The sequence below is a fragment of the Gordonia polyisoprenivorans genome, assembly GCF_017654315.1.
In the GTDB taxonomy this organism is placed as follows: Bacteria; Actinomycetota; Actinomycetes; order Mycobacteriales; family Mycobacteriaceae; genus Gordonia; species Gordonia polyisoprenivorans_A.
In genome coordinates, this window is the sequence record NZ_CP072203.1 from 3,091,692 (window position 1) to 3,107,800 (window position 16,109).

A 16,109-nucleotide genomic window follows, 5' to 3' on the forward strand; every position below is an offset into this window, starting at 1 on the left:
GTCGGCGACCCCTCCGGGGCACGTCGTCATCCTCCCTGCTGTCACACCCCAGAAACGGAGTAACTCCATGTCACCAACGCGTTTCACCGATCGCGTCACCCCTCGAACCCGCGCTCGTCGCCGTGCCGCGACGCGGCTCGGTGTTGTCACCGTGGCACTCGGCCTCGTCGGCGGTCTGCTCACCGCGTGCTCGGGCGGTTCCACCGACGCCGCCGAACCATCCGGAAAGCCGGGCGACGTCGTCATCGGGGCGGTGTCCAACGGCGCCGCCAACCAAATCGATCTGACTGTGCCGCAGGTCGATTCGATTCGCAACGCGCTGCCTGCGGCGGTGCGTGACTCCGGGGAGCTGTCGATCGGGATCGGGGCACTGCCCTCGGGATACCCGCCCTTGGCGTACATCGGCTCCGATCAGCACACGCTGACCGGCGCCGAACCCGACCTCGGGCGCCTCGTCGCGGCCGTCTTCGGACTCAAGCCGGTGATCACCAACGCCACGTGGGAGAACCTCTTCGTCGGAATCGACAGCGGGCGAACCGATGTCGGGTTCTCCAACATCACCGTGACCGAAGAGCGCAAAGAGAAATACGACTTCGCGACCTACCGCAAGGACGAGATCGCCTTCGAGGTGCTCAAGGCGAGCTCCTGGAACTTCGACGGCAACTACGAGAACCTTGCGGGCAAGAAGGTTGCGGTCGGGTCGGGCACCAACCAGGAACGCCTACTGCTCGAATGGCGCGACAAGCTCGCCGCCGAGGGCAAGACCCTCGACGTCGTCTATCTCCCCGACGCCAACTCGATCAACCTGGCCCTCGCCTCGGGCAAGATCGACGCCTACCTCGCACCCAATCCGAGCATCTCGTATCACGTCCGTCAGACCGCGGGCACCCCCAAGGCCACCCGTGTCGCCGGCACATTCTCCGGGGCCGGGTCGACGTTGCAGGGATTGATCGCGGCAACGACGAAGAAGGGTGACGGACTCGTCGGGCCGCTCGCCGACGCGATCAACCACCTGATCACCACAGGTGTGTACGCGAAGTGGCTGGCGGCATGGAACCTCTCCGCCGAGGCCGTGCCCACGTCACAGGTCAATCCGCCCGGGCTGCCGCGCAATGACAGCTGACGTGGGCGGGATGGAGACGGGCGGGATGGAGCGGGCCGGAACGGGGAAGGGCGCGATGGGCACGGAGGTGTGCCGATGGGACATCATCAAGTCATGAGTGAGTGCACGGCAGATGCTTCGCCGATGGCCGGATCGGGCGCCGACGTCCTCGACGACGCGGTCCGATCGTCGCTGACCGGTCACCATCGGCATCTTGCGCAACGGCGCGGACGGGTGCTGCGCTATCGACGCGACGTCTCGGTGTTCGCGGCGTTCCCTGCCGATCCCGACCCCACGGATTGGGCGGACGCCGCAGAACTCTTCGGTCCCGGTGGCACACTGCCGATCTCGGGATCGATGCCGACGCCGCCGCCCGGGTGGACGACGACGATGGCACTGCCCGGCGTGCAGATGATCGCCCGCGCCGTCCGCCCCGCGCCGGATCCGGAAGCGGTGATCCTCACCGACGACGACGTACCCGAGATGCTCGACCTCGTCGCCCGGACCCGTCCCGGGCCGTTCCTGGCGCGGACCATCGAGATGGGCACCTATCTCGGTCTCAAGCAGGGCGGCGCCTTGATCGCGATGGCAGGGGAGCGACTGCATCCCGCGGGCGCCACCGAGATCAGCGCCGTGTGCACCGATCCGGCACATCGGGGTCGGGGGCTGGCGTCGCGTCTGGTTCTCGCTGTCGCCGACGGGATCGTCGGGCGCGGTGAGATCCCGTTCCTGCACACCGCCGCCGAGAACGTCACGGCGATCCGCCTCTATGAATCACTGGGCTTCGAACTACGCAAGGATCTCGTCTTCGGATCGTTCCGGGTGCCCGACTGATCGTTCGGGCCTCGTCGGCGCACCATGCGACACGCCGATCACTGCTACCTCCGGAGTCACACACATCCCATTCGGCACAATAGTCACAGACGTTTCACCAGATGACCATTGGCGTGAGCCGGATTGGGGTGGCTGTGTACCGGGTATTTGAAGCGCTCGACGAACTCGTCGCGATCGTCGAGGAAGCGCGGAGTGTCCCCATGACCGCCGGATGCGTGGTCCCTCGGGGAGATGTGCTCGAACTGCTCGACGACATCAAGGACTCGATCCCGGGCGAGCTCGACGACGCCCAGGACGTCCTCGACAGCCGTGACTCGATGCTCGAGGATGCGCGTTCGCACGCCGACACCGTGATCGGCAACGCCGACTCCGAGTCCGAGGCGGTCCTCGCCCACGCCCGTGCCGAGGCCGACCGCATCCTCGCCGATGCCAAGTCGCAGGCCGATCGCATGGTCGACGAGGCGAGCAACCACGGTAAGTCCCTCGTCGAGGATGCGACCGAAGAAGCTCGGCGGCTCTCGTCCAGTGCGGCCCGCGAATTCGAGGCCGTCACCGGGCGGGCACGCGCCGAGGCGCAGCGCACCATCGACGCCGCGAACAACACCTACGACAAGTCGGTCGCCGACGGCATCGCCGAACAACAGCGTCTGGTGTCCGAGGCCGAGGTCGTCGCCGCAGCGAAGTCCGAGGCCGAGCGCATCATCGACGCCGCGCATGCCGAGGCCGACCGGCTGCGTGGGGACTGCGACGTCTACGTCGACGAGAAGCTGGCGCAGTTCGAGGAGACCCTCACCAACACCCTGCGGTCGGTGAACCGCGGGCGCCATCAGCTGCGTACCGGAGCGGGCATGCACGACTACGTCGAATATCCCCGCAGCGTCGATCACGATCAGGCACGCGGACGGGCCCGGTCCGAGGCTGCCGACGACGTCTCGCCGCTCGCGGTCTGAGTCCATCGACCGGGTGCCGACACGGGCCGGGCGAGCTCATTCGAGGATTCGCTGACCCGGGCGTATGGTGCATCTGTGGCCGAAAACGCAGTGACCCCAGGTGTGAGCACGGGTGAGGCATCCGCGCGCGCCCGTGATCCCTTCGTGCTCGACATCCGCTCTCTGGGACGACGTCCGGGGACGATGACCGAGGTACACCGGACCGCCGTGACACCCGAGCGGCTCGGACTGGAGATGATCGGTATCCCGGCCGCGTCCGAGGTCGATCTCGACCTGCGGCTCGAGTCGGTGAGCGAGGGAGTTCTCGTCAGCGGCACGGTGTGTGGTGAAACCGAGGGCCAGTGTTCGAGGTGTCTCGAGCCCGTCGACGGAACCGTCACCGTCTTCCTGACCGAGCTCTTCGCCTACCCGGACAGCGAGACCGAGCAGACGACCGACGCCGACGAGATCCACCGCATCGACGACGACCGGATCGACCTCGAGCAGTCGATCATCGATGCGGTCGCGCTCGAACTGCCGATGTCGCCGTTGTGCACCGAGGACTGTGAGGGTCTGTGCACCGTGTGCGGTGTGCGTATGGCCACCGCCGAACCCGGCCACGGACACGAGATCATCGACCCGCGCTGGGCCTCACTCGCCCAGAAGTTCGCCGATGTCGATGAGGAGTCGTCCGGCACCGATCCCGAACAGTCCCGGGGTCCGCAGTGAGCGAAGGCGGACGCCGGGGAAAACAACCCGCGTCGTGCGCTCCGTTGCTGTCCGCGCTCGGCGCCGACATCTCCGAGGAACTGCTGACCCTGGCCCTGACACATCGCTCCTATGCCTACGAACACGGCGGGCTGCCGACCAACGAGCGCCTGGAATTCCTGGGCGACTCGGTGCTGGGCGTGGTCATCACCGAACGGCTGTATCTGCGTTTCCCGGACCGGCCCGAGGGCGAGCTGGCCAAGATCCGGGCAAGCGTGGTGAACATGCATGCGCTTGCCGGTGTGGCCCGCGGCCTCTCCGGCGACGGTCTCGGCGCCTACCTCTACCTCGGCCGAGGTGAGGAACTCACCGGCGGTCGCGACAAGGACTCCATCCTCGCCGACGGTCTCGAATCATTGTTCGGTGCGGTCTATCTCGAACACGGCCTCGAGGTCTCGCAGCGCGTCATCGGTGACCTCTTCGACGAGATCATCGATCGTGCAGGCGATCTCGGCGCCGGTCTGGACTGGAAGACCTCGCTTCAGGAGCTCACCGCCGAGCACAATTTCGGCCCCCCGCAGTATCAGGTCTCCTCGACCGGCCCGGACCACAACAAGGAATTCACCGCGGTGGCCGTGGTGGCCGGCGAGAGCGTCGGAGAAGGTGTCGGCCGGACCAAGAAGGAAGCCGAGCAGAAGGCGGCGGCGCTGGCCTGGCAGACCCTGACCGACCGCGCCGGGGCGTCGTGACCACACCGCGCCGGGGCGTCGATGCCTGAACTGCCCGAGGTCGAGACCGTACGTATGGGTCTGGCCGACCATGTTGTCGGGCAACGGATCACTGCGGTCGAGGTTCTCCATTCCCGAGCGGTGCGCCGCCATGCGGGCGAATCCGCCGATCTCGCGTCGCGGCTGGCGGGAAAGACCGTCACCGCTGCGCGCCGTCGTGGCAAATACCTCTGGCTCGACGTCGCCGACCACACCGACGACGCCGCGCTGGTCGTCCACCTCGGGATGAGCGGCCAGATGCTCATCGCACGGGCGGGCGCACCCGATCACACCCACCTGCGTATCCGCGCACACCTCGCCGACGGCAACGAGCTGCGCTTCGTCGATCAGCGTACCTTCGGCGGCTGGCACGTCGACGAGCATGTGCCCGACCCGTTCATGCCCGAGAATGCATCTGCTGCAACGGATTCGGATGACGGAGTGTTACCCCGCGTGCCCGCGTCGATCGCACACATCGCGCCCGACCCCTTCGACCCGGGCTTCGACACCTCGGCCGTCGTCGCGAGGATCCGTGCGCGACACACCGAGATCAAACGAGCACTGCTCGATCAGACGATCATTTCCGGGGTCGGCAACATCTACGCCGACGAGGCCCTGTGGCTCGCCCGGCTACACGGCACCAGGGTCACCGACACATTGTCGCCCAAGAAGATTCGCGAGCTGATCGATGCGGCCACCGACGTCATGGCGCAAGCACTGAAGGTCGGCGGCACCTCCTTCGATGCGCTCTACGTCAACGTCAACGGACAGTCCGGCTACTTCGAGCGTTCGCTCAACGCCTATGGTCGCGAGGGTCAGCCGTGCCGGCGGTGCGGACGGATCATGCGTCGTGAGCACTTCATGAACCGCAGTTCGTTCTCATGTCCGCAGTGTCAGCGCCGACCACGGATGTGACGCGCGCCGCCGGTTGCCGGCGTCGCGGAAGCATCCGCCCGCCCGCGACGTTGGGTGCCACGAGGACCATGGACGAAGGAGCGAAGTCAGGATGACCGTCGAGAATCACGCCGAGCAGCAGGGCGCGGCCGACAAGGGCGACGCGGCCGCCGCGCCGCATCAGCACACCGAGCTGTGGGTGGAGCGCACCGGAACGCGTCGCTACACCGGTCGCTCGTCGCGAGGAGCCGAGGTACTCGTCGGTTCCGACGACGTCGAGGGCGTCTTCACCCCCGGTGAGCTGCTGAAAATCGCATTGGCCGCGTGCACCGGCATGTCCTCGGACCGGCCGCTGTCGCGGCGGCTCGGCGACGATTACGACGCGACGATCCGGGTCAGCGGCACCGCCGACCGGGACAACGAGGTGTACCCGCGTCTCGACGAGGTACTCGAAGTGGACCTGTCCGAACTCGATCCGGAGGCCGCGCAACGCCTACTCGTCGTGGTTGAGCGCGCGATCGACGCGGTGTGCACCGTCGGACGCACCATCAAGGCCGGGGCCGAGGTCGGCCTGCGCATCGACACCGAGTGAGGCTGGACGACACGCCATGACCGACGACGCCGACAGCACCGACCGCACGGACGGCCATGATGCGGTCCGGCTGACCGCCTACGTCCACGGACACGTGCAGGGAGTCGGGTTCCGCTGGTGGACACGTTCCCGCGCACTGGAACTCGGCCTCGTCGGATACGCCGCCAACCAACCCGACGGTCGGGTGCGGGTCGTGGCCCAGGGACCGGACGAGGCGGTGCGCGCGCTCGTCGCGCTCCTGCGTTCCGACACGACGCCGGGGCGCGTGGATCTCGTCGTCGACTCCTACGACGCCCCGCGCGCCGGTGTGACCGGATTCGTCGAGAAGTAGGCCCGGGGGCGGGCCCCGCGTCGTCTCCAGATGAGTAGGCTGTACCGTCGTGCACCTCAAGTCGCTCACCCTCAAGGGCTTCAAGTCCTTCGCGTCGGCGACCACCCTGCGCTTCGAGCCCGGGATCACCTGTGTGGTCGGGCCCAACGGGTCCGGCAAGTCCAACGTCGTCGACGCGCTGACCTGGGTGATGGGGGAGCAGGGCGCCAAGGCGCTGCGGGGCGGGAAGATGGAAGACGTCATCTTCGCCGGCACCTCGGGACGGCCACCACTGGGCCGTGCCGAGGTCACCCTCACGATCGACAACTCCGACGGCGCGCTGCCCATCGAATACTCCGAGGTGTCGATCACCCGCCGCATGTTCCGCGACGGAGCGGGCGAATACGAGATCAACGGCAGCTCGTGCCGACTGATGGACGTCCAGGAACTGCTGTCGGACTCCGGAATCGGCCGGGAAATGCACGTCATCGTCGGGCAGGGGCGCCTCGCGGCCATCCTCGAGTCCCGGCCGGAAGATCGCCGCGCCTTCATCGAGGAGGCCGCGGGCGTCCTCAAACACCGCAAACGCAAGGAGAAGGCGGTCCGCAAACTGCAGTCGATGCAGGCCAACCTGGACCGTCTGTCCGACCTGACCGCCGAACTGCGCCGCCAGCTCAAACCACTCGGACGCCAGGCCGAGGTGGCACGCCGCGCCCAGACCATCCAGGCCGACCTCCGCGACGCCCGCTTGCGGCTGGCCGCCGACGACCTGGTGACCCGCCGCGCCGAGATGGCCGAACACACCGCCGTCGAGGACAACATCCGCCGAGAACAGGACGAGGTCTCCGCCGAACTCGACGCCGTATCGGGTGAACTCGCCGACCACGAAGAGCATCTCGCACAAGTGGTGCCCGCCGCCGAGGCCGCCGGCCAGGCGTGGTTCACGCTCTCGGCGTTGGCCGAGCGGGTCGACGCCACCGCCCGCGTCGCCACCGAACGCAGCCGTTACCTCGATGAGCCGGTCACCGCGTCCAGCGGTCCCGACCCCGACGACCTCGAACGCCAGGCCGATGAGGCCGCGGAGACCGAGGCAGAGATGACGGCCGCGGTGGAGAATGCCGCAGAGTTCCTCGAAGGCGCCAAAGATGAACTGGCGCAACGTGAACGGGCTGCCGCAGCAGCCGAGCAGGCGCACCTGGCCGCGGTGCGGGCCATCGCCGACCGCCGGGAGGGACTCGCCCGCCTCGAAGGGCAGGTCGACAATCTGCGGACCAAGGCCGATTCGGTCGACGCCGAGACCACACGTCTGACCGAGGCCATCGCCGCCGCCGTCGAGCGTTCGCAGATCGCGCAAACCCAGCAGGACGAGGTGGCCGAGTCGTTGGGTGAGCTCGAAGCCTCGGAAAAGGGCCTCGACGAACACCACGAGCGCTGTGTCAGCGCGCTCAACCTGTCCAACGAGCGCGTGGCGACGCTGCAGGCCGAGGAACGCGAGGCCGAACAGCGGATCGCGTCGTTGACCGCGCGCATCGAAGCACTGTCGGTGGGCCTCGAGCGTGGTGACGGCGGTGCCTGGCTGATGGAGAATGTGGCCGACGGACTCCTCGGTCCCATGTCCGAGCTGTTGACCGTCGACGCCGGCTACGAGACCGCGATCGCCGGTGCGCTCGGCGGTGCGGTCGATGCGATCGCCGCCGCCGATCCGTCGTCGGCGCTGCACGCCCTCGAGTTGCTCAAAGCCGGTGACGGTGGCCGGGCGTCGATGATCGTCGGCGGCCTGACCCAGACCCCCTCGCCGCGCACCGACCCGCTTCCCGACGGAGCGGTGTGGGCGTCGTCGGTGGTGACCTGCGCACCGTCCATCCGGCCCGCGATCGAGCTGATCCTCGCCGACACGGTCCTGGTGGACACCACCGAGGCAGCCGTCGAGGTGGCCGGAGCGCTCGGCGTACGCGCGGTCACCGGCGACGGCGACCGGGTGTCCCGCGCGACCATCGAAGGCGGATCGTCGCACCGGCCGTCGACGCTGGAGGTCCAGTCGGCGATCGACACCGCGACCACCGATCTCGCCGCCACCCGCCGACGGGTCGAAGAACTCGCCGCCGCCCTGCAGGGTGCGTTGGCCGAACAGCAACAGCGCCGGGAAGCCGCCGAACAGGCACTCGCCGCTCTGCACGAGTCCGACAGCGCCGTGGGCGGGGCATACGAACATCTCGCCCGGCTCGGACAGGAGATCCGCGCAGCACAGGCCGAGGCCGACCGGCTCACCCGCCAGCGCAACTTCGTCGAGACCGGCCGCGCCGAGACGGCCGCGAAACTCGACGAACTCGAACAACGTCTGGCACTCGCCCAGGGCGAGGGCACCGACGAACCGACCGGCGAGGTCGATTCGGGGGAACGCACGCTGGCAGCCGAGGCGGTGGCCGCGGCCCGCAGCGCCGAGATGGAGGCGCGGCTGACGATGCGCACCGCCGAAGAGCGTCTCGCGTCGGTGCGCGGACGTTCCGAATCGCTGCGGCGTGCGGCGCAGCGTGAACGTGACTCCCGCGAACGGGTGCGTCGTCAGAACGAGGCACGACGACAGGCCGCCACGGTCGCCGCCGCCGTGGCCGCGTCGGCTGCGGAGGTGTCCGAGCGGGTGGCCGCCGCCGTCGCCACCGCGCAGGCCGGGCGTGACGAGCTCGAGCAGGTGCGGGCCACCCGCACCGCGGCCGTCGACGAACTCAAGAGTCGCGTCAACACCCTCTTGCAGCGGCTGAGCACGCTCAAGGACGCCGTGCACCGTGACGAGGTGGCCCGCGCACAGGCCACACTGCGGATCGAACAACTCGAGGAGCAGGTACTCGAGCAGTTCGCGATGGCGCCCGACGACCTCGTCGCGGAATACGGGCCGGACGTGCCGATGCCGCCGTCGGCGCTCGAGATGGCAGAGTACGAGGCCGCCAAGGCGCGTGGCGATCAGGTGGTGGCCCCGGCGCCGATGCCCTTCGACCGCGCCACCCAGGAGTCACGGGCCAAGAAGGCACAGAAAGACCTCAACACGTTGGGCCGGGTGAACCCCCTCGCACTCGAGGAGTTCGCCGCACTCGAGGAGCGCTACACCTTCCTCTCCGCGCAGCTCGAGGACGTCAAGGCCGCCCGTAAGGACCTGATGTCGGTGGTCGAAGAGGTCGACGCCCGCATCCTGCAGGTGTTCACCGAGGCCTATGCCGACGTGGAACGCGAATTCGCACAGGTGTTTTCGACGCTGTTTCCCGGAGGAGAGGGCCGTCTGGTCCTCACCGAGCCCGGCGACATGCTCACCACCGGAGTCGAGGTCGAGGCCCGACCGCCGGGGAAGAAGGTCAAACGGCTGTCACTGCTGTCCGGCGGCGAGAAATCGTTGACCGCGGTGGCCATGTTGGTCGCCATCTTCCGTGCGCGGCCGTCGCCGTTCTATGTGATGGACGAGGTCGAGGCGGCACTCGACGACACCAACCTGCGACGCCTGATCAGTCTGTTCGAGCAACTGCGGGAACGGTCGCAGCTGATCGTGATCACCCACCAGAAGCCGACGATGCAGGTCGCCGACGCGCTCTACGGCGTCAGCATGCGCGGCGATGGGATCACCACGGTGATCTCCCAACGGTTGCGAGGGGTCGACGTACCGGTCGCCGCGACCCCAGATCCCGCGACCCCGGAACCCGCGACCGACTGACACATCCCGACGGACACCCCCGACCGCGAGACCGACGGACCGCAAGACTGACGGAGAACAGGACTAGTGCACCAGTGAACACCGACATCATCATCGGCATCGTCGTCGCGGTGGTCGTGATCCTCGCGCTCATCGTGGTGGGCATCGTGCTCGCCCGGCGGCGGCGGATCTCGCTCACCGATCAGCCCGAGCGCCAGGTCACCGACGGCAGCAAGCCGCAGGTCGACAGATCGGGCGGCTACCAGGCCGGGTCGGGTTTCAGTTTCAGCCAGGGCGGGGCGGGTACCGCCACCGCGCCGCCACCGGCACCCGGCCCGACGCCGACCGTCGAGCCGGTGCTGCCGTCGCAGGAGCGCACCGAGACCGACGGCCAGCCGGCCGTCGGCGACGACGCCTCCATCCCGCGTGACTCGGTCAAGCGTGGAATCTCCGAGGTCAGCCTCCCCGACACCACCGCCGACAGCGCTCCTGCTACCGCCGACGGCGCTCCTGCTACCGCCGACGGCGCTCCTGCTACCGCCGACGGCGCTCCTGCTACCGCCGACAGCGCTCCTGCTCCCGTCGACAGCGCTCCCGCCACCGCCGACAGCGCTCCTGCTCCCGCCGACGGCGCTCCGGCTGCCGCCGACAGCGCTCCGGCGGTCCCGGCGGATGCCTCGGGTGCCGCCGAGGCGCCCGCCCGCGAGGAGATCGCGCCGACCGCGGGGCGTCTCGGTCGGCTCCGCGGCCGTCTGTCGCGCTCGCAGGGCGCGATCGGCAAGAGCATGCTCGGGTTGCTCGGCGCCGGCGACCTCGACGAGGACAGCTGGGAAGAGATCGAGGACACCCTGGTGATGGCCGACCTCGGCACCGCGTCGACGACTGCCGTCGTGGAGCGGTTGCGTACCGATCTGGCCACCAACCCGGTACGCACCGCCGATGACGCCCGGGCACTGCTCAAGCGTGTTCTCGTCGATCAGCTCCACCCCGAGATGGACCGATCCGTGCGCGCCCTACCGCACGCCGACAAGCCGGCCGTGATCCTGGTCGTCGGCGTCAACGGCACCGGGAAGACCACCACCACCGGCAAGCTCGCGAGAGTGCTCGTCGCCGACGGGCGACGGGTGCTGCTCGGCGCCGCCGACACCTTCCGCGCGGCCGCCGCCGATCAGCTCCAGACCTGGGGGGAGCGGGTGGGAGCAGACATCGTGCGCGGCAAGGAACAGGCCGATCCGGCATCGGTCGCCTTCGACGCCGTCGCGAAGGGCATCGACTCGGGCGTCGACGTGGTCATGATCGACACCGCAGGTCGCCTGCACACCAAGACCGGACTCATGGACGAGCTGGGCAAGGTCAAGCGCGTCGTGGAGAAGAAGGCGCCCGTCGACGAGGTGTTGCTGGTTCTCGACGCGACGGTGGGGCAGAACGGTCTCACCCAGGCCCGGGTGTTCGCCGAGGTCGTCGACATCACCGGAGTGGTCCTGACCAAGCTGGACGGTACCGCCAAGGGCGGCATCGTGTTCCACGTCCAGGAGGAACTCGGCGTTCCGGTGAAGCTGGTGGGTCTCGGCGAAGGTGCCGACGATCTCGCGCCGTTCGAGCCCGAGGCGTTCGTCGACGCGCTCCTCTGAGCGCGACCGAGGCCGGATAACGCTCGGCTCCGCCACGACGGAGCCGGGGCCTCCTCATCGGCTCTTGCGAATGTGTGAACGTGTGGGTTTTGCGCTGCACAATCATGCGTGCCGCTGCATAGCGACCAGGGATTTAACGTCAGCGAAATATAAAGCAGTCAGCGGTTCACATATCCGAAACGCCAGGGCACCACGCCTGAAACCGACTGCCGACACTCTCTTTGCAGGCGCCGAGCCGTCGGCGCTGTATAGGGAGGTAAGCAAGTGATATTGGCTCTGCCAGACACAGCCTTTGGAACTCCGGACGCGGGTGACACCGCTTGGATGCTCGCCAGCGCGTCGATGGTGCTTCTGATGACGCCTGCGTTGGCGTTCTTCTACGGGGGCCTGTCCCGCGGCAAGGCCGTGCTGAACATGATGATGATGTCCTTCGGCTCGGTCGCGACGGTGAGCGTCGTGTATGTGCTGTGGGGCTTCTCGGAGGCCTTCGGCAACGGCATCACCGGCGACAGTGACATCGGGGGTATCTTCTCCAACCCCTTCGCTCTGTTCGGCTCGGGACAGTTGTCCGACACGATCCCCGGGCCAATGAAGGACGGTGCGGCAACCGATCTCGTCGTGACCGGCGGCTTGACGATCCCGTCGTATGTGTTCCTCGGCTTCCAGCTGACCTTCGCGGTCATCACCGTCGCCCTCATCTCGGGTGCGGTGGCCGAGCGTGTGAAGTTCTCGACATGGCTGGTGTTCTCGGTGCTGTGGTCGACCATCGTCTACTTCCCGCTGTCGCACATGGTCTGGGGCGGCGGAATCATGTCCGCGGCCGAAAAGGGCTTCGCCTCGTGGATGTTCGGATCGACCGACGGCAAGGCCAATGTCGCACCGATCGACTTCGCCGGCGGCACCGTGGTCCATATCAACGCCGGTATGGCGGGCTTGGTTCTCGCGCTCATCGTCGGCGCCCGTGTGGGCTTCGGCAAGACTGCCTACCGGCCGCACAACATTCCGTTCGTCATGCTCGGTGCAGCTCTTCTGTGGTTCGGATGGTTCGGCTTCAACTCGGGTTCGGCGTTGGCCGCCAACGTGTCCGCCGGACTCGTGTGGGTCAATACGACCGCCGCGACCGCAGCGGCGATGATCGGCTGGCTGGGCGTGGAATGGGTTCGAGACAAGCACGCGACCAGCGTTGGTGCCGCCTCGGGCATCGTCGCGGGACTGGTGGCGATCACCCCCGCGTGCGGCAACCTCACCCCGGTGGGATCGTTGATCCTCGGCGTGATCGCCGGTGCGCTGGCGGCGGTGGCGATCGGCTTGAAGAACAAGTTCGGCTACGACGACTCACTCGATGTCGTCGGCGTGCACCTCGTTGCCGGGCTCTGGGGCACGATCGGTATCGGATTCCTTGCCAAGGACACCGGCCTGTTCTGGGGCGGTGACTACAAGCAGCTGGTCGTTCAGGTTGTGATCGCGCTGTTCGCGCTCGCGTTCACAGGCGTTCTGACCACCATCATCGCGTTCATCCTCAAGCCGCTCGGCTGGCGTATCGCCGATGACGAGGAGAAGAGCGGTATCGACGAGGCCGAACACGCGGAGACGGCGTATGAGTTGGCGTGATTCCTCACCCGCCGACCACTACGCTGAATCCCAGCCGAATCCTTTGGAGAGGGTTAACTCATGAAGCTGATCACCGCAATCGTGAAGCCGTTCACGCTCGAAGACGTCAAGGCAGGTCTCGAGCAGGCCGGAATCCTGGGCATGACCGTCAGTGAGGTCCAGGGCTACGGCCGTCAGAAGGGCCACACCGAGGTCTATCGGGGCGCCGAGTACTCGGTCGATTTCGTCCCGAAGGTACGGGTCGAGGTCGTCGTGGACGACGCCGCCGTGGACAAGGTCGTCGATGTCATCGTCGAGGCCGCCCGCACCGGCAAGATCGGCGACGGGAAGGTCTGGGTCTCGCCGGTGGAGTCGGTCGTGCGCGTCCGTACCGGCGAGCGCGGCGCCGACGCACTGTAGCGAGAGGGCCCGATGCCCTTCGTGAGCACTGGTCACGGCCCCGCGTCCGATGATGATTCGGGCGCGGGGCCGCGTCCTTCCCAGACACCGGTTGCCGCAACGGATCTCGCGGCAACCCGACGCCAGCTGACCGAGGCGTCCGGCCCCAATCGACTCGACGCCCCCGGCCTGCGTCAGGTGCTCGTGGACCTGCACGAATTCTGGTTGACCAGCAAGGGCGCCGAACTCGGGATCAAACCCGGTAGCGGGCTGGCGATCGTCGCCGTCGGCGGGCTCGGACGCGGTGAGCTGCTGCCACATTCGGATCTCGATCTGATCCTGCTCTACGAGGATCAGTCACCCGAGCGGGTCTCGGTGGTCGCCGACGGCCTCTGGTATCCGTTGTGGGACGCGAACATCGCGCTCGATCACAGCGTGCGCACGGTTCCGCAGGCGCTGCAGGTGGCCTCCGAGGACGTGACGGCCGCACTCGGCCTGCTCGAGGCGCGACACATCGCCGGTGACGAGGATCTGTCGTCGTTGCTGATCGGTGGGGTACGTCAGCAATGGCGTTCGGAGATCCGCACGCGTTTCCCCGCGGTGGTCGAACATGCCCGGGATCGGTGGCGGCGGAGCGGCGACATCGCCCATCGCGCCGAACCGGATCTCAAGAACGGTCGCGGCGGACTCCGCGACGTGCAGTTGCTCGGTGCGTTGTCGATCGCGCAACTGACCGACGGCATGGCCAACCTGCGGCCCGACTCGCCCGGTGCGGGGCCGCAGGTCGCCTATCACCGACTCCTGGACATCCGTACCGAATTGCATCGGATCGCCGGCCGAGCACGCGAACAGGTGCGTGCTCAGGATGCCGACGAGATCGGTGCGGCGCTTCGCCTCGGGGACCGTTTCGATCTCGCGCGGGTCATCAGTGACGCCGCGCGCACGATCGGGTACTCCACCGATGTCGGTTTGCGGACCGCGGGCAATGCACTGCCACGACGCGGTCTGGCCAAATTGCGCCGCTCACCGATCCGGCGGCCGCTCGATGAGGGCGTCGTCGAGCACAACGGTGAAATCGTCTTGGCGCGCAACGCCATTCCCAGTAAGGATCCGGGCCTGATTCTGCGGGTGGCGGCGTCGTCGGCGCGGACCGGTCTGCCGATCAGCGCGTCGACCCTGTCGCGGCTGGCCGACTACGCCCCGGAGTTGCGCGAGCCGTGGCCGAGCGAGGCGCTCGGGGATCTGCTGGTGCTGCTCGGATCGGGGCCACACATGGTCGCCCCGATCGAGGCCCTCGATCGGACCGGTCTGTGGGGTCGGCTCCTGCCCGAATGGGGTGCGGTGCGCGACCTGCCTCCGCGTGATGCGGTGCACACGTGGACTGTCGACCGGCATCTGGTCGAGACCGCCGTCAACGCCGGCGCGATGACGACCCGGGTCACCCGACCGGATCTGCTGTTGCTCGGTGCTCTGATCCATGATCTCGGAAAGGGCCGCGGCGCAGACCATTCCATCGTCGGTGCGGAACTCGCCATCCAGGTCGGCAACCGGATCGGGTTGTGGCCGCAGGACGTGACGATCCTGTCGCAGATGGTCCGGCATCACCTGTTGCTGCCGACGGTGGCCACCCGCCGAGACCTCGACGACCCGGCCACCGCCGAGGAAGTCGTCGACAAGCTCGGACACAACCGATTGCTCCTCGAACTGCTCGCGGCACTCGCCGAGGCGGATTCGCTGGCGACCGGCCCGGGCGTGTGGGGTGACTGGAAGGCCTCACTCATCACCGACCTGGTGCGGCGGGCGACGCGCTTGCTCGACGGCGAGGAATTACCGACCCCCGAACCGCTGACCGACGAGATGATCGCGCTGGCGCGCAGCGACGACTTCGCGGTCCGCATCACCCCGACGGACGGCTTGCACACCTATTCCGTACTGATGGTCGCCCCCGATCATCCGGGCATGCTCTCCAAGATGGCCGGCGTGCTGGCGCTCAACGGATTGCGCTCGCTGTCGGCGACGGTCCAGGGTTACGAGAATCGCGCGGTGAACAGCTTCGTGGTGGTGCCCGTGTTCGGGACACCGCCCGAAGCCGGGCTGTTGCGCCAGCAGCTCATGGCGACCGTCGACGGCAAGTTCAGCGTGCTCGAGCGGCTCGACAAGCGTGAACGCGAGTCGCCGACGCCGACGATCGGCACGATCGTCGCGACCCCTGGGGCCGTGGCGGTCGCGCAGGGCGCACCCGACGATCCCGCAACGGTCGCCGCCAACGCGGTACCCGCACTGTTCGCGGTCGCGCCGTCGCGCGTGTTGTGGACGTCGGCGGACCTCGACGGTGGGGTGCTCATGGAGTTGCGCACCGACGACCGGCTCGGATTGTTGAGCCGGGTCAGCGACGTCATCGAACACGCCGGCGTCGTGGTGCGCTGGGCCAAGGTCGCCACCCTCGGCAACACGGTCGTCGACACGTTTTGTCTCATGCTGGGGGAGGACACCCCCGAGCGCCGGGCCGAGCTGGCCGAGGCGGTGCTCGCGGTCTGTCCGCCGCCGCGTCCGCATACCGAATCCGACGACGATCCGGGGCCGGCGAGCTACGGGAGCAGCGGGCGATCGGGAGTGCCCATCAGCTGACGCCACGCGGGATCGAGCGGTCGGCGGCGCCCGCCGTGTCGACGTGAGG

13 protein-coding genes are annotated in these 16,109 nt (G+C 68.0%); all 13 read left to right on the top strand.

The window, feature by feature from the left end; genetic code table 11:
- Positions 1-67: 67 nt before the first annotated feature.
- The 13 genes from J6U32_RS13935 to J6U32_RS13995 all read left to right on the top strand — a co-directional run bounded on the left by J6U32_RS13935 (position 68) and on the right by J6U32_RS13995 (position 16,060).
- Complete coding sequence (locus J6U32_RS13935) at positions 68-1,123, top strand: ABC transporter substrate-binding protein (RefSeq protein ID WP_208790874.1); 1,056 nt, start codon at positions 68-70, stop codon at positions 1,121-1,123.
- A 93-nt stretch (positions 1,124-1,216) separates the two neighbouring features.
- Positions 1,217-1,936, top strand: coding sequence for a GNAT family N-acetyltransferase (locus J6U32_RS13940; protein ID WP_244331952.1), 720 nt, complete (start codon positions 1,217-1,219; stop codon positions 1,934-1,936).
- 134 nt (positions 1,937-2,070) lie between these two features.
- Positions 2,071-2,886: a DivIVA domain-containing protein gene (locus J6U32_RS13945; protein ID WP_208796114.1), complete on the top strand. Its 816-nt coding sequence runs from the start codon at positions 2,071-2,073 to the stop codon at positions 2,884-2,886.
- A 75-nt stretch (positions 2,887-2,961) separates the two neighbouring features.
- A complete protein-coding gene (locus J6U32_RS13950) occupies positions 2,962-3,594 on the top strand; it encodes a YceD family protein (protein ID WP_208790876.1) in 633 nt (210 codons plus the stop codon).
- Positions 3,591-4,322, top strand: a complete 732-nt coding sequence (rnc, locus tag J6U32_RS13955) for a ribonuclease III (protein ID WP_208790877.1) — start codon at positions 3,591-3,593, stop codon at positions 4,320-4,322. The genes J6U32_RS13950 and rnc overlap by 4 nt, the downstream gene beginning before the upstream one ends.
- 21 nt (positions 4,323-4,343) lie before the next feature.
- Positions 4,344-5,255 (top strand): bifunctional DNA-formamidopyrimidine glycosylase/DNA-(apurinic or apyrimidinic site) lyase, encoded by a 912-nt coding sequence (gene mutM, locus J6U32_RS13960; RefSeq protein ID WP_208790878.1) that lies wholly within the window; start codon positions 4,344-4,346, stop codon positions 5,253-5,255.
- 91 nt (positions 5,256-5,346) lie between these two features.
- Complete coding sequence (locus J6U32_RS13965; protein ID WP_244331953.1) at positions 5,347-5,826, top strand: OsmC family protein; 480 nt, start codon at positions 5,347-5,349, stop codon at positions 5,824-5,826.
- A gap of 16 nt (positions 5,827-5,842) precedes the next feature.
- Positions 5,843-6,157 (top strand): acylphosphatase, encoded by a 315-nt coding sequence (locus J6U32_RS13970; RefSeq protein ID WP_208790879.1) that lies wholly within the window; start codon positions 5,843-5,845, stop codon positions 6,155-6,157.
- Positions 6,158-6,206: 49 nt separating this feature from the next.
- Positions 6,207-9,833 carry a chromosome segregation protein SMC gene (gene smc, locus J6U32_RS13975; protein WP_208790880.1) on the top strand — a complete coding sequence of 1,209 codons (3,627 nt, stop codon included), beginning with the start codon at positions 6,207-6,209 and terminating at the stop codon, positions 9,831-9,833.
- Positions 9,834-9,907: 74 nt separating this feature from the next.
- Entirely contained in the window at positions 9,908-11,443 is a 1,536-nt protein-coding gene (ftsY, locus tag J6U32_RS13980) for a signal recognition particle-docking protein FtsY (RefSeq protein WP_208790881.1), read from the top strand.
- 264 nt (positions 11,444-11,707) lie between these two features.
- Entirely contained in the window at positions 11,708-13,054 is a 1,347-nt protein-coding gene (locus J6U32_RS13985; RefSeq protein WP_208790882.1) for an ammonium transporter, read from the top strand.
- Between the two features lie 60 nt (positions 13,055-13,114).
- Positions 13,115-13,453 carry a P-II family nitrogen regulator gene (locus tag J6U32_RS13990; RefSeq protein ID WP_005176661.1) on the top strand — a complete coding sequence of 113 codons (339 nt, stop codon included), beginning with the start codon at positions 13,115-13,117 and terminating at the stop codon, positions 13,451-13,453.
- Positions 13,454-13,465: 12 nt separating this feature from the next.
- Complete coding sequence (locus J6U32_RS13995; protein WP_208790883.1) at positions 13,466-16,060, top strand: [protein-PII] uridylyltransferase; 2,595 nt, start codon at positions 13,466-13,468, stop codon at positions 16,058-16,060.
- The last annotated feature ends 49 nt before the right edge of the window (positions 16,061-16,109 follow it).